Source organism: Nocardioides stalactiti (assembly GCF_014180715.1).
GTDB lineage: Bacteria > Actinomycetota > Actinomycetes > Propionibacteriales > Nocardioidaceae > Nocardioides > Nocardioides stalactiti.
Genome location: NZ_JACEFC010000025.1, coordinates 17,911 through 38,909, shown reverse-complemented (window position 1 = coordinate 38,909; position 20,999 = coordinate 17,911). Strand labels below are relative to the sequence as shown.

The 20,999-nt window shown below is 69.5% G+C and carries 23 protein-coding genes; 19 read left to right on the top strand and 4 right to left on the bottom strand.

Annotation, left to right across the window (positions count from 1 at the left end; translation table 11 throughout):
* Positions 1–8: 8 nt before the first annotated feature.
* The 13 genes from H0487_RS07380 (at position 9) to H0487_RS23820 (ending at position 11,033) form a co-directional block, all read left to right on the top strand.
* Positions 9–1,079: an MCE family protein gene (locus H0487_RS07380; RefSeq protein ID WP_183093587.1), complete on the top strand. Its 1,071-nt coding sequence runs from the start codon at positions 9–11 to the stop codon at positions 1,077–1,079.
* On the top strand, positions 1,076–2,092 hold the full coding sequence (locus tag H0487_RS07375) for an MCE family protein (RefSeq protein ID WP_183093586.1): 1,017 nt from the start codon (positions 1,076–1,078) through the stop codon (positions 2,090–2,092). Before H0487_RS07380 ends, H0487_RS07375 begins: the two co-directional genes overlap by 4 nt.
* On the top strand, positions 2,092–3,153 hold the full coding sequence (locus H0487_RS07370) for an MCE family protein (protein ID WP_183093585.1): 1,062 nt from the start codon (positions 2,092–2,094) through the stop codon (positions 3,151–3,153). Before H0487_RS07375 ends, H0487_RS07370 begins: the two co-directional genes overlap by 1 nt.
* Positions 3,150–4,286 carry an MCE family protein gene (locus H0487_RS07365; RefSeq protein ID WP_183093584.1) on the top strand — a complete coding sequence of 379 codons (1,137 nt, stop codon included), beginning with the start codon at positions 3,150–3,152 and terminating at the stop codon, positions 4,284–4,286. The genes H0487_RS07370 and H0487_RS07365 overlap by 4 nt, the downstream gene beginning before the upstream one ends.
* Positions 4,286–5,539: an MCE family protein gene (locus H0487_RS07360; protein WP_183093583.1), complete on the top strand. Its 1,254-nt coding sequence runs from the start codon at positions 4,286–4,288 to the stop codon at positions 5,537–5,539. Before H0487_RS07365 ends, H0487_RS07360 begins: the two co-directional genes overlap by 1 nt.
* Entirely contained in the window at positions 5,539–6,705 is a 1,167-nt protein-coding gene (locus tag H0487_RS07355; RefSeq protein WP_183093582.1) for an MCE family protein, read from the top strand. Before H0487_RS07360 ends, H0487_RS07355 begins: the two co-directional genes overlap by 1 nt.
* Before the next feature lie 11 nt (positions 6,706–6,716).
* Positions 6,717–7,487, top strand: a complete 771-nt coding sequence (locus H0487_RS07350) for a hypothetical protein (protein WP_183093581.1) — start codon at positions 6,717–6,719, stop codon at positions 7,485–7,487.
* A complete protein-coding gene (locus tag H0487_RS07345) occupies positions 7,484–8,086 on the top strand; it encodes a cytochrome c oxidase subunit 3 (RefSeq protein WP_183093580.1) in 603 nt (200 codons plus the stop codon). The genes H0487_RS07350 and H0487_RS07345 overlap by 4 nt, the downstream gene beginning before the upstream one ends.
* Before the next feature lie 5 nt (positions 8,087–8,091).
* Complete coding sequence (locus tag H0487_RS07340; protein WP_220793170.1) at positions 8,092–8,349, top strand: cytochrome C oxidase subunit IV family protein; 258 nt, start codon at positions 8,092–8,094, stop codon at positions 8,347–8,349.
* 28 nt (positions 8,350–8,377) lie between these two features.
* Positions 8,378–9,433, top strand: coding sequence for an LLM class F420-dependent oxidoreductase (locus tag H0487_RS07335; RefSeq protein ID WP_183093579.1), 1,056 nt, complete (start codon positions 8,378–8,380; stop codon positions 9,431–9,433).
* Complete coding sequence (locus H0487_RS07330; protein ID WP_220793169.1) at positions 9,430–10,134, top strand: DUF4386 family protein; 705 nt, start codon at positions 9,430–9,432, stop codon at positions 10,132–10,134. Before H0487_RS07335 ends, H0487_RS07330 begins: the two co-directional genes overlap by 4 nt.
* 117 nt (positions 10,135–10,251) lie before the next feature.
* Positions 10,252–10,773, top strand: coding sequence for a cytochrome c oxidase subunit 3 (locus H0487_RS07325; RefSeq protein ID WP_183093578.1), 522 nt, complete (start codon positions 10,252–10,254; stop codon positions 10,771–10,773).
* 8 nt (positions 10,774–10,781) lie between these two features.
* Positions 10,782–11,033 carry a cytochrome C oxidase subunit IV family protein gene (locus H0487_RS23820; RefSeq protein ID WP_220793168.1) on the top strand — a complete coding sequence of 84 codons (252 nt, stop codon included), beginning with the start codon at positions 10,782–10,784 and terminating at the stop codon, positions 11,031–11,033.
* On the opposite strand, the gene H0487_RS07315 is transcribed toward H0487_RS23820, so the two are convergent.
* Positions 11,026–11,835: an alpha/beta fold hydrolase gene (locus H0487_RS07315; RefSeq protein WP_183093577.1), complete on the bottom strand. Its 810-nt coding sequence runs from the start codon at positions 11,833–11,835 to the stop codon at positions 11,026–11,028. The two genes, H0487_RS23820 and H0487_RS07315, sit on opposite strands and share 8 nt — an antisense overlap.
* A gap of 107 nt (positions 11,836–11,942) precedes the next feature.
* Between H0487_RS07315 and H0487_RS07310 the strand changes: the two genes are divergently transcribed.
* Positions 11,943–13,298, top strand: coding sequence for a WS/DGAT/MGAT family O-acyltransferase (locus tag H0487_RS07310; RefSeq protein ID WP_183093576.1), 1,356 nt, complete (start codon positions 11,943–11,945; stop codon positions 13,296–13,298).
* Here H0487_RS07310 and H0487_RS07305 read toward each other — a convergent pair.
* Positions 13,291–13,890 (bottom strand): TetR/AcrR family transcriptional regulator, encoded by a 600-nt coding sequence (locus tag H0487_RS07305; protein ID WP_183093575.1) that lies wholly within the window; start codon positions 13,888–13,890, stop codon positions 13,291–13,293. The two genes, H0487_RS07310 and H0487_RS07305, sit on opposite strands and share 8 nt — an antisense overlap.
* A gap of 152 nt (positions 13,891–14,042) precedes the next feature.
* Here H0487_RS07305 and H0487_RS07300 point away from each other — a divergent pair, with 152 nt between their 5' ends.
* A complete protein-coding gene (locus H0487_RS07300) occupies positions 14,043–15,188 on the top strand; it encodes a phosphotransferase (RefSeq protein ID WP_183093574.1) in 1,146 nt (381 codons plus the stop codon).
* Positions 15,189–15,222: 34 nt separating this feature from the next.
* Here H0487_RS07300 and H0487_RS07295 read toward each other — a convergent pair whose 3' ends face one another.
* Complete coding sequence (locus tag H0487_RS07295) at positions 15,223–16,041, bottom strand: SDR family NAD(P)-dependent oxidoreductase (protein ID WP_183093573.1); 819 nt, start codon at positions 16,039–16,041, stop codon at positions 15,223–15,225.
* Entirely contained in the window at positions 16,041–16,454 is a 414-nt protein-coding gene (locus H0487_RS07290; protein ID WP_183093572.1) for a nuclear transport factor 2 family protein, read from the bottom strand. Before H0487_RS07290 ends, H0487_RS07295 begins: the two co-directional genes overlap by 1 nt.
* 89 nt (positions 16,455–16,543) lie before the next feature.
* Here H0487_RS07290 and H0487_RS07285 point away from each other — a divergent pair, with 89 nt between their 5' ends.
* From H0487_RS07285 to H0487_RS07270, 4 genes are all read left to right on the top strand, one after another.
* Positions 16,544–17,407 (top strand): IclR family transcriptional regulator, encoded by an 864-nt coding sequence (locus H0487_RS07285; protein WP_183093571.1) that lies wholly within the window; start codon positions 16,544–16,546, stop codon positions 17,405–17,407.
* A complete protein-coding gene (locus tag H0487_RS07280; protein ID WP_183093570.1) occupies positions 17,404–18,396 on the top strand; it encodes an NAD-dependent epimerase/dehydratase family protein in 993 nt (330 codons plus the stop codon). The genes H0487_RS07285 and H0487_RS07280 overlap by 4 nt, the downstream gene beginning before the upstream one ends.
* Positions 18,393–19,442 (top strand): NAD(P)H-dependent amine dehydrogenase family protein, encoded by a 1,050-nt coding sequence (locus H0487_RS07275; protein WP_183093569.1) that lies wholly within the window; start codon positions 18,393–18,395, stop codon positions 19,440–19,442. Before H0487_RS07280 ends, H0487_RS07275 begins: the two co-directional genes overlap by 4 nt.
* Positions 19,443–19,543: 101 nt before the next feature.
* Entirely contained in the window at positions 19,544–20,995 is a 1,452-nt protein-coding gene (locus tag H0487_RS07270) for an ABC transporter substrate-binding protein (protein WP_183093568.1), read from the top strand.
* Positions 20,996–20,999 lie beyond the last annotated feature (4 nt).

The following is a 20,999-nucleotide window of genomic DNA, read 5'->3' as shown; positions in this document are numbered from 1 at the left end:
CGATGAGGATGAACGAGTCGAACAAGGTGCGTCTGGGCGCCCTGGCGATGGTGCTCACCATCGCCGCGGGGTTCAGCCTGACTGCGGCCTTCTACACGCGCGCGTTCGCCGACCCCGTCGAGGTCACCGTCGTGACCGCGCGCGCCGGTCTGGTGATGGACCCGGGCAACAAGGTGAAGCTGCGCGGGGTCGAGATCGGCCGGGTCGGGTCGGTCGAGCTGGTCGACGGCGAGGCGCAGATCGTGCTCGAGATCGATCGTGACAAGTTCGACCAGGTTCCCTCCGACGTCGTCGCCGACATCCGGGCTTCCACCGTCTTCGGCGCGAAGTACGTCGAGCTGGTGTCGCGGTCCGGCGACGGCCGGCTCAGCGAGGGAGCGACGTTGTCGACGCTCGGGGTGACGACTGAGGTCAACACCGTCTTCGACAGCCTCCAGCGCGTGCTGTCGGGCGTCGACGTCGCCGACCTGAACCAGACGCTCACGGTCCTGGCGACGACGCTGAGCGGGCGTGGTGACCAGATGGCCGCCTTCGCTGCGCAGGCCGACGACTACCTGACCAAGCTCCAGCCGCTCCTCCCGCAGCTGCGCGAGGACCTCCTCCAGGTCGCCCGCTTCGCCCGGGTCGCCGTCGAGGTGTCGCCGGCCCTCATCTCCATCCTGCGCAACGCGACCGTCACTGCGGGGACGGTCGTCGACAAGGACGCAGCCCTGGAGACCCTCCTCCTCGACCTCACGATCCTCGGTGGTCGCGGCGCCGAGGTCCTGGGCCTGAACGCGGACGCGCTCGGCGCCTTGGTGCGGGGCCTGAACCTGCCCTCCGGGACGCTGCGTGCCTACGCCACCGAGCTGCCCTGCTTCATCCTCGGCCTCGACCGCACCCGCCAGATCATGGCCGACGTGATCGGCGGCACGGACGCGACGCTGCGTGCGCTGGTGAGCGTCCGCTCGAAGCTCTCCAAGTACACCGCGCCGGACGACCTGCCGAGCTACCCGCGTGGTCGAGGCCCGAACTGTCACGGCCTGCCGGTGCTGTCCCCGAGCCAGGTCCCGGTGCCCGAGAGGGGGACCCCCCAGTGAAGATCCGCGGCGACGCGATCCGGTTGGCCGTCTTCGGCATCGTCGGAGCGCTGACGGCAGCCCTGCTCTACCTCACCCTCGGGGAGGTACGGCTGGGCCCGAGCAACGACTACCAGGTCGAGATGAACGACGTCACCGGGCTGCAGGCGGGTGATGTCGTCCGGGTCGCCGGTGTTCGGGTCGGTCAGGTCGACGGGCTCGAGGTCATCGACGACAACATGGTGCGCGTCTCCTTCCACGTGGAGTCCGGCCAGACGCTGACCGACCGCACCCAGGTGCTGGTGCGCTACGAGAACCTGCTCGGTGACCGCTACCTCGAGCTGCGCCAGCAGCCGGGGGTCGGAGAGGAGCTCGAGCCTGGCTCCGTCATCCCCGCTCGGCTCGCAACGCCCGCGCTGGACCTCGACGTCCTGCTCAACGGGTTCCGCCCGCTTTTCCGCGGGCTCCAGCCGGAGCAGGTCAACGAGCTGGCGACCAACCTCATCTCCACCCTCCAGGGCCGTGGCGGCACCATCGAGTCGCTCCTCGCCAGGACCTCGTCGCTGACCAACGGCCTCGCCGACGACAGCGAGGCCATCACGTCCCTGATCGACAACATGAACGTCCTCCTGGGCAGCCTGGACTCGCGCGACGCCCAGCTCCGACAGACGATCACGCAGTTCAAGAGGCTGGTGACGGGGCTGGCAGAGGACCGGGACCCGATCACCACGTCGGTCGTGGCCATCAACAGCATGGCTGCGGAGCTGACCGACCTGTTCGGGCGCGTCCGAGGTCCGTTCCGGTCCACGGTGATCGCCGTCGACCGGCTGGCGGGACTGCTGAACACGAACACGAAGACCCTCAACAAGGTCCTCGACTCGTTGCCGGCCGCCTACCAGACCCTCGACCGGATCGGTTCGCACGGAACGTTCTTCAACTTCTACCTCTGCTCGGTGCAGATCAAGATCACCGGCCCTGGCGGCAAGCCCATCAAGACGCCCGCCGTGCAGAGCCAAGTCGAACGGTGCAACTGATGCAGATCAAGATGTTCCGCGAGCGGAACCCGCTTCCGCTGGGCCTCATCGTCGTGGCCTGGCTGGTGGCGAGCGTCCTCCTCGTCCTCAACTTCTCCTCGGTCCTGAGCCTCTACGGCCGTCACTACCAGGCGGTCCTGCCCGAGGCCGCCGGCCTCAAGGCCGGTGACCCGGTCCGGGTCAGTGGCCTCCACGTGGGTCGTGTGGACAGTGTCGAGCTCGGGGACGAGGGCGTCGACGTCGAGTTCACCATCACCGAGACCAGTGTCGAGCTCGGCGACGAGACGACCGCCGAGGTCAGCATCGACACGGTCCTCGGCGACAAGGCGCTGGAGCTGGTGAGCTTCGGCGAGGGCGCTCTGGCAGAGGGCGCGGTCATCCCGGTCGAACGCACCTCGGTCCCCTACGACGTCACCGAGGCGCTCACGGACCTGGAGTCCGAGACCTCGCAGATCGACGTGAAGCAGGTCGCGAAGGCGCTCGAGCAGGTTGCCGTCACCGTCGAGGGCGCCACCCCGGAGATCCGCCAGGCCCTGCGCGGCGTCAGCCGGATCTCCGCGACCATCAACGGCCGTGACGAGGCGCTCCGACAGCTCCTCGACCGCGCCGACCAGTTCAGCGCGATCCTGGCAGACCGCAGCGACGACATGACCGAGATCATCGGCCAGGGCAACCTGTTGTTCGCCGAGCTCGTCGAGCGACGCGACGACATCTCGGCCCTCCTCAACAACCTCTCCTCGATGTCGCGACAGCTCAGCGGGTTCGTCGCCGACAACAAGCAGAGCCTCGGCCCGGCGCTGGACTCGCTCGACACGATCATCCGGACCCTGCAGGACAACAAGGACAACCTGAGCAAGGCACTGAGCGGGATGGCCGTCTACGCGACCGGTCTCGGCGAGGTCGTCTCCTCGGGTGAGTTCTTCACCGCCTACCTGCAGAACCTGCTGCCCGGCAACCTGCTGACGCCCAACGTCGACTTCGCCGATGTGCTGCCCCGACAGGCGCCTGCTGACGTCACTCGCGAGCAGAGCTCCGACCGAGACCGAGGGGGTCTCCGATGACCGGGAACCGACGCTTGTCCCGCCCGCAGAAGCCGTGGCTGGTGGTGCTGCTTGTCTTCGTCGTCCTGCTCGGGGTCGTCGCAGCCGGGTGGAACCGCTCCGATCGCACCGACCTGGTCGCCTACTTCGAGAGCACCGACGGCATCTACGCCGGTGACGAGGTCCGCGTCCTCGGTGTGCCCGTCGGCAAGATCGACGACATCGAGCCGGAGGACGGCCGGGTCCGCGTCGAGTTCCACGTCGAGGGCATCGACGTGCCGGCCGAGGCCAGGGCCGTCATCGTCGCGCCGTCCCTGGTGAGCAGTCGCTACATCCAGCTGACGCCGCAGTACATCAGCGGTGCCAAGCTCCCTGACGGTGCGACCATCCCCGAGGAGCGCACCGCGGTCCCGGTCGAGTGGGACGACATCAAGGGTCAGCTCAACGACATCGCCGTCGCCCTCGGCCCGCGGGGCGCCAACAAGGACGGGGCACTCTCCGACGTCATCGACGCGACCTCGGGCGCGCTGCGAGGACAGGGCGGAACGCTCAACCAGACGATCTCCGACCTGGCAGGCGCCATCGAGGTCCTCAACTCCGGCGGGGACGACGCGTTCTCCGTCGTACGCAACCTCCAGGTGTTCGTGACGGCGCTCGGGCAGAGCGACGTCCAGATCGGGGAGTTCCTGGAGCGGCTCGACGCCGTCTCGCAGCTGCTCGCTGACGACAAGCACCTGGTGCGGGCGGCCCTCCGGGACCTGTCGAAGGCCGTCGGCGACGTCGAGGGGTTCGTCGCCACGAACCGCGGCGGTCTCACCAAGGCCATGCGGGGACTGACGGACGTCATCAGCGTGGTCGCGCGCCAGCAGGGCGACCTGGCGCAGATCCTCCACGTCGCTCCGAACGCTCTGGAGAACCTCACCGAGTCCTACCACCAGAAGCAGAACGCCGTCGGTGTGGACCTGCACGCTGCCAACGTCAACTCGCCGGGTGCGCTCATCTGCGGTGCGATGGGTGGGGCTGCAGGCACCAACGCCCAGGGGACGCAGGAGCTGTGCGACCGACTCATCGGTGACCTGCTCGACCAGGTCGCCGGCAGCCCGCAGTCCCAGCAGCTCCTCAGTGCGTTGCTCGTCCTCCTGGGAGGCATGTGATGACGACTCCGCGCAAGGGAATCCGCAGGCCCGCGCACACGACGGCGGTCGTGGCTGCCGCTTGCCTCGCGTTGGTGGGATGCCGCTTCGACGGGGTGGGGGAGATGGCTCTCCCGGGCGGCACGGGCACCGGGGACGACGCCATCGAGGTCGTCGTCGAGCTGCCTGACGTGGGCACCCTCACCCCCAACGCCCAGGTCAAGGTCGGCGACATCGCGGTCGGCACGGTGCGCGAGATCAACGCCGTCGACTGGCACGCCGAGGCGGTCCTCAGCATCGAGCCCGACGTCGAGCTGCCGGCGAACGCCGTCGCGAGCGTCGGCGTCAACACGCTGCTGGGAGCGTCGTACGTCGAGCTGTCCGCGCCGGGTGACGCGAAGGGCGTGCTCGCCGACGGCGACCGGATCCCGCTCGAGCGAGGCCACGCCTATCCGTCGACCGAGCAGGTGCTCTCCGCTGCGTCGGTCACCCTCAACGGTGGGGGCCTGGAGCAGATCAGCACGATCACGACCGAGCTCAACCGGGTGCTCGCTGGCAACGACGGCGCGGTCGGTGACCTGTTGCCGCGACTCGACGGGTTCCTCGGAGCGCTCGACGAGCAGCGCGACGACATCATCGCCACCGTCCGTGACCTGGCCACCGTGTCGAAGAAGTACGCCGGCCAGCGTGAGGTCATCACGCGCGCGCTCGACGAGATCGGCCCCGCGCTCGCCGTCCTCTCGGACCGGCGCCCCGACCTCACCCAGGCTCTCCAGGCCCTCGACGGTCTTGCCGAGGTCGTGGTGCCGCTGGTCCGCGATGTGCGCGACGACCTCGTCGCCGACCTCGAGAACCTGCGCCCCGTGTTCGAGGGGATCCTCCGGGCCGGAGACGCCACGGTGACCGCTCTGGGCTTTGCCGTGACGTTCCCGTTCGCGCCCGAGACGGTCACCAACGCCTGCCGTGGCTCCTACTGCAACCTCGGCCTGGTCCTCGATCTGACCAACTCGGCGCTCGCGAACGGGTTCATCACCCCGGACGGCACGCCGGGCCTTCCGGGCTTCCCCGGGTTGGACGTCGGCGCGCTCCTCGACTCGCTCGGCCTCGGGGGAACCCTGAGCGGCGTCACCGGGCTCCTCAACGGGCTCCAGACGACCCCCAGCCAGCAGGGTGGCGGTACGTCGGCGGGCGAGCAGTCGAACGAACAGTCAGCCGCCCCCGGTCTGCCCTCGCTCGAGGGTCTTCTCGGCGGCCTCACCGGAGGAGGGAACTGATGAAGGGCGCCTCGCCTCTGATCAAGAAGCAGCTCATCGCGTTCGGCATCGCGTCGGTCGTCGGCATCGTCGTGCTCGCGATGACCTTCCTGCGGGTGCCCGAGACCTTGGGCTTCCAGCGCTACGAGGTCGACGCGGAGTTCAAGGAGGCAGCCGGGCTCTACGAGGGTGCGGAGGTGACCTACCTCGGCCACCCGGTGGGCAAGGTGGAGTCGCTGGAGGTCGAGGGCGACCACCTGGTCGCGCGGTTGAACCTCGCCACCGGTACCGACATCCCTGCCGGGGTCGGGGCGGAGGTCCACAGCCGCTCCGCCGTCGGTGAGCAGTACGTCGACCTCGTTCCCGCGGGCGACGGCGGTGACGACGTCCTGGCGGACGGCGACGTCATCCCCCTCTCGCGCACCTCGGTGCCCGTCGAGATCGGCCCGGTCCTCGACAACGTCTACGCCCTGGTGCAGAGCCTCGACGAGCAGGAGCTGTCCGTCCTGCTCCGGGAGACGAGCAAGGGTCTGGACTGGCGCACGGGTGACCTGCAGACCATCCTCGACGACGGGGCTTCCCTGATCCGGCTCGCCGATGCCAACTTCGAGCAGACGGCGGCTCTCATCCGTGGTGCCGGCCCGCTGCTCTCCACCATCAACGGTCGCTCGGCCAACATCGTCAGGCTGACGAGCAACCTGCAGCAGGTGACCGACGAGCTGCGCGCCGGCGACGACGACATCCGCGCGCTCCTCGACGACGGCCCGCGGTTCACCGCCACGACCAACCTGCTCCTCGACGACCTCGAGGTGGACCTGCCTCCCCTGCTGCAGGCGACCAACACGGTGTCGCGAGTGCTCAACCGCTACGACCCCTACCTCCAGCAGATCCTGAGCGACTACCCGTTGGCGGTGGCGACGGTCCAGTCGGTCACCCTGCCGGCGCTCGACGACAAGGCGGTCCGGCTGACCTTGGCCAACTTCGACGACCCGCCGGAGTGCATCGAGGGCTTCCTGCCGGTCTCGGAGTGGGCATCGCCGTTCGACCTCGAGCCTCGGAAGACCCCGCTGGTGTTCTGCACGGCACCGCACGACGACCCGCGCTCCGTCCGAGGCGCTCGCAACATCCCCTGCCCCCAGGACCCGGCCCGCCGCGAAGGCGACGCCGCTGCCTGTCTGCGTCCCTGAGGAGACCTGAGATGACCATGAGCGACACCCGCCCCACGTCGGCGGAGACCGCCGCCCAGACGCGCGCGGACTACCTCATCACGAGGATCGGCCTGCTGCTCGTCGTGCTGTACGTCGTCCCGGGACTGCTCGGGTTCGCCGTGTTCGCGGGATTCTGGCCTCCGCCGGGGCCCGACCTGACCGCGCAGCAGATCGCCGACTACTTCGTCGAGCACCAGACCGGACTCACCATCGGCATGGTGCTGATGGCCTTCTGCGGGCCGTGGTACGTCGTCTGGAGCGCTGCCATCAGCCGCGTCATCGAACGGATCGAGGGCCCCATGGGGATCCTCGCGCACGTCCAGTTCATCGGCGGCGTGCTCACCGGCCTGGTCACCTTCACGCCGGCGACGATCTGGATCACCGCGGCGATCCGGGCCGAGGACCACTCGCCGGAGACGATCCAGACACTCTACGACTTCGGCTGGATGTTCTTCGACACCACCTTCGTCTGCTCGGCCATCCAGAGCATCGCCATCGGCGTCGCGGTCCTCATCGACCGGCGCGCGACCCCGTTGTTCCCGCGATGGTTCGCCTGGATGAGCTTCCTGACGGCCGCGTGCTACGTGCCCCTCATGCTGATGCCGTTCTTCCGGACGGGCCCGGTCGCGTGGGACGGCGCGGTCAGCTTCTGGGTCGTCTTCGTCGAGTTCTTCGCCTTCACCGCGGTCGCGACTGTGCTCACCTGGCGTGCGTTGAAGCGGCTGGAGTCCGAGGACCTGCTCGAGGCTGCCGCCGGATGAGTGCGCTGATGGAGCGCAGCGACCAGGGCGCCCCCGCCGGGAAGGGCAGCCGTCGCACGATGCCGGGCATGGACGGGTTCTGGGTCTTCGTCGCCGGCGACCTGGCGATGTTCACCCTCATGTTCGTCACCTTCGCGCTGGCGCGTGCCGACGACCCCGCTGGCTTCGAAGCGGCGCGCCTGACGCTCGACGCGGACCGCGGGGGCATCAACACCCTCGTCCTCCTGACCAGCTCGGCGTGCATCGCGTCGGCACTGACGGCACTGCGCCGCGACGCGGTGGGTCAGGCTCGCCGCTGGATCCTCGCGGGGGTGGGCGGGGGAGCGGTCTTCGTGGTGCTCAAGTCTCTCGAGTACGCCGCGGGATTCGACGCCGGGCACGCGCCCGACACCCACGAGTTCTACGTCTACTACCTCACCCTCACGGGTGTGCACCTCGGCCACGTGGTCGCCGGGTGCGTCCTGCTCCTGGGGTTCTGGGTGCGGCTGGGCCGTCGACCGGAGGGAGGAGTCGTCGGCTTCGAGACCGCCGCGGTCTTCTGGCACCTCGTCGACTTCCTCTGGCTCCTCATCTTCCCGCTCCTGTACCTCGCGAGGTGACCACGGTGCTGACCGAACGACCGACCTGGATGACGTGGGGCCTGCTCGCCGCCGCGAGCATCGTCACGACCTGGATCCTCAGCGCTGATTCCGTGGACCGGCGCTGGGCGCTGGTCGCCATCTTCGTGGTCGCCGCCTGGAAGGTCAGGCTGGTGATGACGGACTTCATCGAGCTCCGGCGAGCACCCCTGCTCGGCCGGCTCGCCTTCGAGGGCTGGGCCGTCCTGGTCCCGCTGACCCTCGTCGTCCTGCTGTGGCAGTGAGCCCGGCACCCGAACGAAAGGACCACCCGTGCGACTCGGCATGATCATGGACTACTCCGGCGGCTTCGCAGAGACCGTCGAGCTCCTCCAGGAGTACGAGCGACAAGGTCTCGAGCTGGTCGCCGTCGCCGAGGCGTACTCGTTCGACGCGGTGAGCCAGCTCGGCTACATCGCGGCGAAGACGGAGTCCTTGCAGCTCCTCTCCGGGATCCTCCAGGTCTACTCGCGGACCCCGTCCCTGACGGCGATGACCGCTGCGGGACTCGACTACGTCTCGGGTGGCCGCTTCAACCTAGGACTCGGGGCCTCTGGTCCCCAGGTCGTCGAGGGATTCCACGGCGTGAGGTACGACGCGCCGCTCGGTCGTACCCGCGAGACGATCTCCATCTGTCGACAGGTCTGGCGGCGCGAGCCGGTCGAGTTCGCGGGCGAGCACTACCGGGTGCCGTTGACCAAGGAGGACGGCGGCTCCGGGCTGGGCAAGCCGCTCAAGCTGATCAACCACCCGGTCCGCTCCGAGATCCCGATCTCTGTCGCGGCGCTCGGACCCAAGAACGTCGAGCTCGTCGCGGAGGTCGCCGACGGGTGGCAGCCGCTGTTCTTCCACCCGGGTCGGGCGAAGCAGGCTTGGGGGGAGGCGCTCGACGCCGGTACGAGCCGGCGTGATCCCTCGCTCGGCGAGCTCGACATCCAGCTGCAGGTCAGCTTCCACCTCGGCGCCCCCGACCCCGAGGCGATCGCGACGGTTCGCAACCAGCTCGCGCTCTACGTCGGGGGCATGGGCGCGCGGGACAAGAACTTCTACAACCAGCTCGCGTGTCGCTACGGCTACGAGACCGAGGCCAAGGAGATCCAGGACCTCTACCTCGCGGGCAAGAAGCGTGAGGCCGCGGAAGCCGTGCCGGGCGACCTCGTCGAGGCGGTCACCCTGATCGGTGACGAGGACAGCGTCCGCCACCAGGTCGAGGAGTTCCACGCTGCGGGGGTACGGACCCTCCTGGTCAACCCTCTCGCGAGAACTGCGGACGAGCGCGTCGAGCAGGTCGGTCGCCTCGCCGGCATCCTCCGGGGAGGGACGAAGTGAAGCGCATCCTCGACATCGCGGCCCTCGGGGGACCGGCGGCCGTTGTCGTCACGCTGGTCGGATGGCTCATCGCGGGGATGCTGCCGCTCCCGATGGGACCAGGCGAGAGCACGCCCGACGTCGTCTCGTTCTTCACCGAGGAGCCCAACCGGGTGATGGCAGGTTTCGTCCTGTCCTCGATCGGGGTCGTCCTCATGATCCCGATGCTCGTGCTCGTCTCGGTGCACCTCCTGCGCATGGAGGGTCGGGTGCCCTTGATGGCCTTCACCCAGCTGCTCGCCGCTGCCGTGACGGTCGTGATCAACATGTTCCCGCAGCTGATCTTCGCGATCGCGGCCTTCCGGACCGATCGCGACCCGGGTGACATCGTCCTGCTCAACGACCTCGCCTGGCTGCTGCTCTTCACCGGCATCACCCCGTTCATGGTCCAGAACGTCGCGATAGCCCTGGCCATCCTCCGCGACAAGTCCGAGGTGTTCCCGCGATGGCTGGCTTACCTCAACTTGCTGGTGGCGTTCGCCTTCATCCCCGACGTCCTGGCCTACTTCTTCAAGAGCGGTCCGTTCGCCTGGAACGGGGTGTTCGTGTTCTGGCTGGCGCTGACCGCCTACTGCGCCTTCCTGGTCGCGATGAGCTATGCCTGCCGCAAGGCCAACGAGACCCTCATGGTCGATCGTGACGTCGTCCTGGCAAAGGCCTGATCGTTGATCGCCGAGAGTGCGTCCTTCCTCTGGACGGAGGATCCGCCGGCGCCGGCTCCTCAGCCGGCGCCGGGTCGCACGCCCGCCGCAGGCCTGCCGGGTGAGGTGGGCCTGTGGGTGTTCGTCCTGGGAGACATGTCGATCTTCGGGGCGTTCTTCGCCGTTTTCTGCTGGGAGATGCGAGAGGACGAGGCGGGGTTCGCCGCGGCTGCCGCTGATCTCCACCAGCCGATCGGGGTGGTCAACACCCTGCTGCTGCTCCTCGGTTCGTACGCCGTCGTGGCAGCGCTCCAGGCGCACCGCCGCGACCGCCCGGGGCCGACCGCCGGCTGGCTCCGTGTCGCAACGGGGACCGGGTTCGCCTTCATCGCCGCCAAGGCGGTGGAGTACTCCCTCGAGATCAGCGGCGGTCACACCCCGGGGACCAACACGTTCTTCACGTTCTACTTCGTGATGACCGGCGTGCACCTGCTGCACGTCGTCGTCGGCCTCGTCCTGCTCGGCACCTGGTCCCGGAGGACGAGGGCCGGTCGGCGACCGAGCCGTGTGTTCGTCGAGGCGGCCGCCGTCTATTGGCACATGGTCGACCTGCTGTGGGTGGTCATCTTCAACCTGCTGTACCTGGGGCCGTTGTCGTGATCGGTGGGGTGCCCGCGCGGGTCCTCGCGGTGTGGCTCGTGCTGGTCGCGGTGACGGCGATGACGTTCTGGATCGGGACCGGGCACCACGGGCCGGCGGACCTCGGTCCGGCGGTCGTCGTCGCTGCCGGCTTCGTCAAGGCCTTCCTGGTGGGTCGTCACTTCATGGAGGTCCGGGAAGCGCCGCGCGCCCTCCGGATCGCACTCGCCGCATGGACGTCGACCTTCGGCGCGCTCTGCGTCGCGTTCCTCCTCAGCTGACCTTGCGCGACGACTCGGCGCGGGCGACGGCGTCGGCGATCAAGCGGGCGACCGCCTGCGGGTCGTCGAGCATCGGCAGGTGGCCCAGCCCCGCGAGCTCGAGCTCGTCGGCGCGGAGGTGGTCGAAACCGTGGCGAGCCCGACGCCTGCTGAGCACGCGGTCCTCGCCCGACCACGCGATGCGGGTCGGCGCGGCCAGGGAGTCGACACGGGCGAGCGCCCGTGCGTCGGGGCTCGCGAGCGCCAGGCGCAGTGCCTGGCAGTCGGCCATGTCCCGCACGAACCGTTCCACGTCTGCGGCGGGCACCTTGTCGGGATCCGCGACCACCGGCGCCAGCACGGCATGGCGTAGGCGGGGAGAGCCGAGGAGGGCCGGGCGACGCGCCAGCGCTCGGGCAGCCTGTTGCCCCAGGGCGAACCTCGAGATGAGCAGGCGTTCGAACACGCTCCCTGGCTGCCAGCCTCCCGCGGGAGCCAGGCACAGGACGCTGAGTGCCCGACCTCGCTCGGCCAGGCGAAGGGCGAGCCACCCCCCGAGCGAGTTGCCCACCACGTGCAGGCGTGCGATCCCGCGCTGGTCGAGGGCTGCCTCGATGTCGTCGAGCATCTGCTCCGAGGCGCGCCGGTCCGCCGCAGCAGCGAGCGGCGTGCCGCCTCGGTGTCCGGCGATGGTGACCGCAACAGCGACGAGGTGAGCGGGCAGGTGCTCCTCGACGGAATCCCAGACCCAGGGTCCGCACCCCATCCCGTGGAGGAGGAGCACGTGGTCGGTCGCATCGCGGCCTGGCGGTTGCTGTTGCACGTTCCCTCGTCTCAGGCTGCGGTGTGCGCAACGACACTCTATCTTTTTTTAAGTTAGATTCGATAGATTGTCCATGCTCCTGGACGATCGAGACGGAGGTCGCGACCTTGACCAACATTGCTGTCGGCGATGCGATGTTCCTGCTCGGTGAGGCGGCCGGCCGGCCGGCCCAGGTCATCACGCTCCAGCTGTACCGCCCTCCGGTGGACGCTGATCCCGACGAGTGGGTGGCCGACTACTTCCAGCACCTCCTCGCGAGCGACGACCTCAAGCGCGTGTTCCGGCGCCGGCCGGCGCGTTCGGCGGTCTCGCCGTCGACGCTGCGGTGGATCGATGACGAGCCGGTCGAGATCGACCACCACGTGCGGCGCTCGGCTCTGCCTGGCCAGGGACGGGTCCGCGAGCTCCTCGAGGCGGTGTCCGTCCAGCACGGGATGCCCTTGGACCGTCGCCGGCCGCTGTGGGAGTTCCACGTGTTCGAGCGTCTGGAGGGTGGCCGTTTCGCGACGGCCTTCAAGACCCACCACGCCATCGCGGACGGGATGTCCCTCGCCAAGCACGTGCTGGGCAGCCTCTCGCCCGACCCGGAGAAGCGGGACTGCCTGCCGCCGTGGGCAGTGGACCCCAACGTGATCCAGTCGCCCCGCAAGCCGCGGCCGTCCGAGAGCAGGCTCGCCCCAGTCCTGCGCAGCGCGTCCGTGGTCCGTTCACTGGTCGACATGGCGCGGGACGACAGCTCTCGGGTGCCGTTCGAGGCGCCGCCCTCGCCCCTCAACGTCAAGGTGGGCGGAGCGCGACGGTTCGCCGGAGACCAGTGGCAGGTGGAGCGGCTCAAGGCAGTCGCCCGTGCTGCGGGCTGCACGGTCAACGATGTCGGGCTCGCGATGGCGGGGGGCGCGCTCCGGGCCTACCTCGACGAGATCGGGACCCTGCCGGACCGATCGCTGATCGCCATGGTGCCGGTCTCGGTGCGCCGCGAAGGGAGCGACTTCGCGGATGGGGAGGGCAATGCGTTCGGCGCGATGCTCTGCGACCTCGGCACGGCCGGGGACGACCCGGCTGTGCGCCTGGGCTCGATCCACGCGCAGACGAAGGCGGCCAAGGACCGGTTCGGCGCGATGTCGCCGGCGGAAGTGATCGCGGTCAGCAAGCTGATCATGGGCGGGGCGATCATCTCGTCCCTCACCGGCATCTCCGCGCTTCCCCGGCACCCCTTCAACCTGATCATCTCCAACGTCCCGGCGACCAACGTCCCGCTCTACTCCAACGGGGCGCGGATGACGGACATCTACCCCGTCTCGATGATCTCCGAGGCGCAGGCGATGAACATCACCCTGACCCGGTACGACGACCTGATGACCTTCGGCATCGTGGGGGACCGGCGGGCGCTCCCGCACCTGCAGCGCATGCTGATCCACCTCGACGAGGCGTTGACAGCGCTGGAGAAGGCGACCGCTACCTGAGGTAGATCGACCGGGTCCAGATCAGCGACAGCGAGTCGGCGAGGTCGCGGTCCGGCGGGCTGCCGCCGACGATGGCGCGGACGTCGCGCCCCATCGCGTCGAAGGTCGTCTCGACCAGAAGCCTGGTGATGCGGTCCGTGGCGTCGCCCAACATGGTCGCGTCCGCGCGGACCACCGGCAGCGCTCGCTCGACGTAGGCGTCGATCCAGCCGTCCAGCACCCGGCGGGCTGCGGGGTCGGCTGCTGCGGCGCGCACGACCGCGTCCATCACCTGGGAGTGAGCCCGCCATAGGTCGACGGTCGCGGCCATCCCCGCTCGGAAAGCCGCGGACTCATCTGCGCTGCCGTGCTCGTACCAACCCGTGGCGACCCCGGTGAACTGGTCGAAGAGCCGCTCCATCAGCGAGGAGAAGGCGGCGCCGAGCGACTCGAAGTGGAAGTAGAACGCCGGCCGGGTCACGTCGGCGCGGCGGGTGACCTCGGCGATCGTCACCCGCTCGTACCCCAGTTCTTCGATCGCCTCCTCCAGCGCGGTCAGGATGCGCCGGCGCGTGGCCGCTCCCTTGCTCTCGCGAGGGTCCGGCCGCTGCATGGGGTCTGTCTACCGCACGCGCTCACGGTGGCGGTCGATCCTCCAAAAAAATGAAAATGTATTAGAAATTAATTGACGCCCGTAAATTCGAGATCTACCGTGAAGGCCTGCGGTCGCGAGAGCGCGACCGCACGGGATCGAAGGGGAACCTCATGCGACACGGACTGGCGTCGGCACGCGACCTGGCTCTGGGGGTCTCGCCCTGGGTGCCGAGGCAGGGGCGCTACGGCCTGGACTCGATCACGACGGCCGAGCTCGGTCGGGCGATCGGACGCGGCGTGCCCGGAGCGCGGCTGGAGTCCCACGAGGTGGTGATCGACTCGAGGGGCACCACGGATCGTGCCCGGATCATGCTCCGTTGGAACCAGGCGGGCACGGACGCCGGGCTCCCCGCGTCCGCCTTCGCGAAGGGGACCTCCACCCAGGTCGCACCGCGCGGGATCGTCTCCGGCTTCGGCTGCCACTCCTACGAGACGCGGTTCTTCCAGCAGATCCAGCCCTCGCTCGAGGACCTCACGGTCCGGCCCTTCCTCGCTCGGCACGGCATCGGTGGCCGCTACGTCATCGTGTTCGAGGACCTGGCTCTCCGCGGCGACGTAACCTTCCTCAACGCCGACGACGAGTGCACCAAGGAGCATGCCGAAGGAGTGATCGACCTCCTCGCGAAGCTGCACGGCCGGTTCTGGCGCTCGCCGCGCTTCTCGACGGACCTGGCCTGGCTCGAGACCTACTCGCGTCGCCCCGGATATCCGTTCATGCGACAGCTCTTCAAGTGGAGCGAGAAGAGATTCATGAACCAGGACCGCGAGGTCCCGGACTCGGTGCGGCGCCTGACCAAGACCTATGTCGACAACCAGGACGTGTTCGTGAAGGTCTGGGAGTCGATGCCCATGACGTTGTGCCACGGAGACACGCACCTGGGCAACACGTTCAGCGACCCGGACGGCACGGCCGGGATCTATGACTGGCAGGTCTTCCACAAGATGAACGGCCTGCGCGACGTCGCGTACTTCCTCATGCACTCCATCCCTACCGAGCTCCGGCGAGCAGAGCAGGAGAACCTGCTGCGGCGCTACCTCGCTGGGCTGGCAGAGCACGGGGCGGGCGGCGAGGTGCCGTCCTTCGACGAGGCCTTCGACCGCTACCGGCTGCTGACGATCGACGGATGGATCGCGATCGTGTTCAGCCTCGCCGCCGGCGGCATGCAGCCTGACGACCGGATGGAGGTCACCGCCGTGCGGGCGATCAACACGCTCATGGACCTCGACGTCGAGAAGGTCGTCGACGCCGAGCTCTGAGGGTGCCGCCGCGACGAGCCGCTCGTGCTGACACTCAGTCGGCTGGGCCCATCGCCTTCGCGCTGGCTCTGGCCATCAGCCGCGCCATCCGGTTGCGCCCCATCGGGAACATCGCGCGCGACCCGAGACGCATGGTCCGGTTCGCCAGGTAGACCGGGCCGTCGGTGAGGTGCGCGAACGCGTCGGCGACGACCTGCTCGGGGGTCGAGGCCCGGCGGACCGGCTCGTCGGGGCCCGACAGTCCGCGCTGGTGCCGCACGCGGCGCAGGCCGGGGGTGTCGGTCTCGCCGAGCACCAGCCCGAGGACGTCGACGCCGTGCGGTCGCAGCTCGCCGTACAGGCCCTCCGCGAAGACCATGTCGAACGCCTTGGTCGCGCCGTAGACGGCCATGTTGGGTGCTCCGGCGAAACCGGCTCCGGACCCGAAGAGCACGATGGCGCCGCGGCCGCGCTCCACCATCGGACCGGCGAACGCGTGGCACAGCTGGACCATCACCGTGCAGTTGCGATGGATCATCGCGTCGGCCGCCGCCACCGGGCCGGCCAGCAGCGGGCGGTAGTCGGCGTCGGCACCGGCGCAGTAGACGAGGTAGCCGATCTCGAGGTCGGCGAGCGCGGTCGTGATGGTCGCCGTCGCGTCGGGCCGGGCGAGGTCGACGGCGAGCGTGCGGACCTCGGCACCCGTGCGGCTCCGGATGCCGGCCGCGACCTCGTCGAGCGCCGCCTGGCGCCGGGCCAGGACCACCACGTTCAGGCCGCGAGCGGCGAGCTCCTCGGCGTACAGCGCACCGACGCCCTCCGACGCCCCGGCGACGAGCGCCCAGGGGCCGTACTGCGCGGCGAACGTCGGCATCACACGCTCGCGAACCGGGCGGGGGTGAAGACCCGGTCCGAGATCCGCCAGCCGGTCGTCGTCCGGACCAGGCGGTCCTCGTAGGAGCCGGCTGCCTGCACGCCGCCGGTGCCCTCGGGGTTCATCAGGAGGGCGTCGACGTACGCCGTCGCGGTCGCTGTGTCCCCAGTTGCGCCATCGACCTGAGCGACGACGTTGGTGATCCGGTGCAGCGTCAGACCGGCGCCGAGGTGGGCCTCGACCATGAAGGCGACCAGCTCCTCGATCCCGTTCCAGCGGCCGACCGGGCCGTAGTCGATGGTGCAGTCCTCGGTGAACACGGTCCGGAACAGGTCCCAGTCGCGGGAGTCGATCCCGGTGGCGTAGCGGACCAGGACGTCGGCGATGTCCTGGGCGTCGTGGTGGTGGCTCATGCGAGCGCCCGTCTCCTTGACCCTCGAATATCCGAGAACTAGATTCGAACTATCGAGAAACGGTAAGGCTGCGCGTCGAGGAGGTCAAGGTGTCCGCATCACCGCCGACCGCGCGTGCGCTCGACGTGCTCGAGCTCCTTGGGCGTCCGGGCGCGGGCGACCTGCGCTTCTCCGACATCGCCCGCGAGCTCGACCTCACCCAGGCCACGGGCCACGCCATCCTGACCACGCTCGAGGAACGCGGGTGGGTCGTCCGCGACCCGCTCGAGAAGACCTACGCCCTCGGCCCTGGTCTGGCGGTGCTGGCCGGTCGCGCCGAGACCGCACGACCGCTGGTCGTCGCGGCCCGCGCCCGGGCGCGCGAGCTCCAGGTCGCCCACGGGTGTCCCGCCTCGGTGATCGAGCGAGTGGCGGGGTCGGTGGTCGTCACCGCGTTCGAGACCGGGTCGCCCGGGGTGACCCTCCCGGTCGGCGACCACCTGCCGTACGCCGCACCCCTCGGGACCGCGTTCGCCGCGTGGGAGTCCCCGGCGGAGCAGCAGGCGTGGCGGGAACGCAGCGGCGTCACCGACCCCGGGCTGATCGCGCGCCTCGACGCGCACCTCGCGACGGTCCGCGAGCGCGGCTACGAGTACGACCACATGACGCCGGCGATGGCGCCGCTGGTCGGCCTCGTCGGCACCCTGCGTGGCGAGGGCGTCTCGCCGGCGATCCAGTCCGTCGTCCAGGCGCTGCTCGGGCAGATCGTGGCCGAGCAGATCGACGGGCCCCATCGCGACCACGAGGTCAGCACCGTCTCCGCGCCGGTCTTCGGCCCGGACGGCCGGGTGGCGCTGCTGCTGTCGGTGCACCCCGGCAAGCGGATGACGCAGCGTCAGGTGGCGACCCTGGCGCGCGAGGTGACCACGGCGACGGCCGACCTCCAGCCGTCGACAGGAGAGGGAGCCAGATGAGCAGGACCACGTTGGTGATGGGAGGCAGCGGGTTCCTCGGCTCCCACGTGATCCGACAGCTCGTCGCGCGCGGCGACGCGGTGCGGGTCTGGCTGCGTCCGTCCAGCTCGACCGCTGCGATCGACGACCTCGACGTCGAGATCGTGCGGGGCGAGCTGTCCGACGGCCCCGCGCTGCGAGCCGCGATGACCGGCGTCGACGCCGTGCACTACTGCATCGTCGACACCCGGGCCTGGCTGCGCGACCCTGGGCCGCTGTTCGCCACCAACGTCGACGCCCTGCGGGGAGTGATCGACGCGGCGCTTGCTGTCGTCGTCCCGCGGTTCGTGTTCTGCAGCACGGTCGGGACCATCGGGATCGCCGATCGCGGGCTTGCCGACGAGTCGACGCCGCACACCTGGCGGCACCTCGGCGGTCCCTACATCGAGACCCGGATCCAGGCCGAGGACCTGGTCCTGGAGGCCGCGCGCGACCGCGGTCTGCCGGCCGTGGTCCTCAACGTCGGCACGACGTACGGTCCGCGTGACCTCGGGCCGACGCCGCACGGCGGACTCGTTCGCGCGGCCTCCCGCGGCAGGATGGCGGCGTACGTGAAGGGCGCGGCGATGGAGGTCGTCGGCATCGAGGACGCGGCGCGTGCGTTCCTGCTCGCGGAGGACAAGGGGCGGGTCGGCGACCGCTACATCATCTCCGAGAGCTACCTCTCCATCCGCGACCTCTTCTCGGTCGCAGCGGACGAGGGCGGCGTCGAGCCGCCGAGAGTCGGGTTGCCGATCCCGGTGATGAAGGTGCTCGGAAGCGTCGGCACGGCGTGGTCGCGGATCTCCCGGAAGGACACCGTTGTCACGCTGACCAGCGTCCGGTTGATGCACATCCAGTCGGCGCTCGACCACGGCAAGGCCATCCGCGAGCTCGGCTGGGAGCCGAGCCCGACCGAGGAGTCGATCCGCGCCGGGGTGCGCTGGTTCAACGACAGGAGACCGTCATGACTGCTCAGCCGCCGTTGCGCGTGGTGCAGTGGACCACCGGCAACGTCGCCCGCGCCACGGTGCAGGCGATCCTGCGTCGCACCGACCTGGAGCTGGTCGGCTGCTACGCATGGAGCCCGGACAAGGTCGGGCAGGACGTCGCCACCCTGTGCCGGCTGCCGGAGACGTGCGGGGTGACCGCGACCGACGACGTTGACGCGCTGCTGGCCCTGCGGCCCGACTGCGTGGTCTACACACCGCTCCGGTTCGACGTCCCGACCGTCGAGCGGATCCTGCGGTCCGGCGCCAACGTGGTGACGACGGCCGAGTTCCTCACCGGGCACAGCATCGCCGGGGCGCGCGAGGCCCTGGCCGCGGCCGCCGAGGCCGGCGGAGCGAGCCTGTTCGGCAGCGGTATGAACCCGGGCTACGCCCAGCTGCTCGCGGCCGTCGCCACCGGTATCTGCAGCGAGGTCCGCCACGTCCGCTCGGTCGAGTCCGTCGACGTGAGCAGCTTCGCCGGCGACTCCAACATGGACGGGCTCGGCTGGGGCCGGCCCCTCGACGACGCTGGTCACGCCGACGACATCCGGGCGGCCGTCGCGGTCTTCGAGGACGGCGTGCACGTCCTCGCCGACTGTCTCGGTGTCGACCTCGACCGGGTCGACTGCCGCGTCGACGTCAGCGCCGCCGTCCGCGACCTCGACCTCGTCGGCCGCCCGATCGCGGCCGGCACGGTGGCGGGTATGGACGTGCGGTTCCTCGGCGTCGCCGGTGGCCGCGAGGTCATCGAGCTCCACCAGCGCTGGGTGATGTCGGGCGAGCTCGACCCGCCGATGCCCGCCGAGCACGGCTACAAGATCGAGATCGACGGATCGCCCCAGGTCTCGCTGACGCTCGGCCTGCTGCCCGACCAGCCGCTCGAGACACTGACCGTCGAGGACATGCACGGCATCGGCATGACCATCACCGGCATGCCCGTCGTGCACGCGATCCCGCACGTCGTCGCAGCGCGTCCGGGCCTGGTCTCCTATGCCGACATCCCCACCCCCGCCGCTCGAATGTGAGCCAGATCACATTTTGAAGAACGTGTCCCGGGTCACAGTCGCTCGTTCTTACTAGAACGTGTTCTAGCCGCCATTCCGGCGGCGCGCTGAGAGGTGCCCCCGTGGTTCGTGCTCGCAACGCCTTCGTGGCGTCGGTCCTTGTCCTTCTCCTCGCAGCCTGCGGTTCCCGGCTCGATCCGGAGACGGTGGCGCAGGCCGGGGGTCAGCAGCCAGGCGGGGACACCGCAGTCGACGGTGTTCCCGGCGCCGACAGCGGGGTGGACGCCGGCGCGGACCCCGGATCCGATACCGGGGCCGGCCCGGGCACGGACAGCGGAACCGGCACCGACAGTGGCACCGGTACCGACACCGGGGCCGGTGACCCGGGGGACACGGGTGCACCTGGTACCAAGAACGACGCGACCGGCGGGGCGAAGCAGGCCTCCTGCGACGGGTTCAAGAACCAGACCGGGGTGACCGACGACAAGATCGTGCTGGCCAACGTCGCCGACATCTCCGGGCCGGTCCCGGGCATCTTCGAGTCCTCCCAGCTCGCGGTCCGGGCGTATGCGGAGTTCTTCAACTCCCAGGGCGACGTCTGCGGGCGCAAGCTGGAGATCCTGCCGCTGGACAGCCGGGCCGACGCGGGCGCGGACCAGCAGGCCTACGCCAAGGCGTGCGACGAGGCGTTCGCGGCGGTCGGGTCGATGGGGGCGTTCGACTCCGGTGGTGCCTCGCTGGCTGAGGACTGCGGCCTGCCGGACATCCGGACGGTCAGCACGACCTCCGAGCGGGGGGCATGCACGACCTGCTACGCGACCTACACCACCCAGCCGTTCCTCATCCCCGACTCCTACCCGAAGTGGTTCCTCAAGGAGCACAAGGACGCCACGCAGAGCGTCGGCGTCCTCTGGATCAACGGGGGTGCGGCGCCGGAGAACGCGAACTACCAGGCCGATGCGTGGGAGAAGGTGGGCTGGGACGTCGACTACCGCCAGAGCATCGATGTCGCGGAGTTCAACTTCGCTCCCTACGTCCAGCAGCTCAAGGACAAGGGCATCAAGATGGTCGTCTACACCGGGCCCTACCAGAACACGGTGAAGCTCCAGCAGGCCATGCAGCAGCAGGGCTACGAGCCGGAGGTCTACCTCCAGGACCCGACGATCTACGACGGTCGGTACGTCGAGCTGGCCGGAGGCCTCGCCGAGAACGTCTACGTCTACTCCACGACCGACCTCTTCGAGAACCGGTCCAACCCCGAGATGCAGAACTACCTGGCCTGGTTGCAGCAGGTGAAGCCGGGCGCGGTCCCGAACTTCTACGGCCTCTACGCGTGGTCGGCGGCCCGGTTGTTCGTCGAGACCGCGATCGGGCTGGGTGGCAAGCTGACCCGATCGACAGTGCTGGGGGAGATCTCCCGGACCAAGGGCTGGACCGGGAACGGTCTCCACGCCCCGCAGAACGTCGGCGGCCGCGTCACGGGTCCGTGCACGATGGTCATCCAGTACGACGGCGGCTGGCGCAAGGTCTCGCCCGGCACGTTCATGTGCGGAAGCGTCGTCAACGCCAAGTGAGGGC

Bases quoted from the DNA above. Each gene is read 5' to 3' on its own strand.
- H0487_RS07380 (WP_183093587.1), top strand. From the start codon at position 9: ATGAACGAGTCGAACAAGGTGCGTCTGGGCGCCCTGGCGATGGTGCTC.
- H0487_RS07370 (WP_183093585.1), top strand. From the start codon at position 2,092: ATGCAGATCAAGATGTTCCGCGAGCGGAACCCGCTTCCGCTGGGCCTC.
- H0487_RS07365 (WP_183093584.1), top strand. From the start codon at position 3,150: ATGACCGGGAACCGACGCTTGTCCCGCCCGCAGAAGCCGTGGCTGGTG.
- H0487_RS07360 (WP_183093583.1), top strand. From the start codon at position 4,286: ATGACGACTCCGCGCAAGGGAATCCGCAGGCCCGCGCACACGACGGCG.
- H0487_RS07355 (WP_183093582.1), top strand. From the start codon at position 5,539: ATGAAGGGCGCCTCGCCTCTGATCAAGAAGCAGCTCATCGCGTTCGGC.
- H0487_RS07350 (WP_183093581.1), top strand. From the start codon at position 6,717: ATGACCATGAGCGACACCCGCCCCACGTCGGCGGAGACCGCCGCCCAG.
- H0487_RS07345 (WP_183093580.1), top strand. From the start codon at position 7,484: ATGAGTGCGCTGATGGAGCGCAGCGACCAGGGCGCCCCCGCCGGGAAG.
- H0487_RS07305 (WP_183093575.1), bottom strand. From the start codon at position 13,890: ATGCAGCGGCCGGACCCTCGCGAGAGCAAGGGAGCGGCCACGCGCCGG.
- H0487_RS07300 (WP_183093574.1), top strand. From the start codon at position 14,043: ATGCGACACGGACTGGCGTCGGCACGCGACCTGGCTCTGGGGGTCTCG.
- H0487_RS07295 (WP_183093573.1), bottom strand. From the start codon at position 16,041: ATGCCGACGTTCGCCGCGCAGTACGGCCCCTGGGCGCTCGTCGCCGGG.
- H0487_RS07290 (WP_183093572.1), bottom strand. From the start codon at position 16,454: ATGAGCCACCACCACGACGCCCAGGACATCGCCGACGTCCTGGTCCGC.
- H0487_RS07280 (WP_183093570.1), top strand. From the start codon at position 17,404: ATGAGCAGGACCACGTTGGTGATGGGAGGCAGCGGGTTCCTCGGCTCC.
- H0487_RS07275 (WP_183093569.1), top strand. From the start codon at position 18,393: ATGACTGCTCAGCCGCCGTTGCGCGTGGTGCAGTGGACCACCGGCAAC.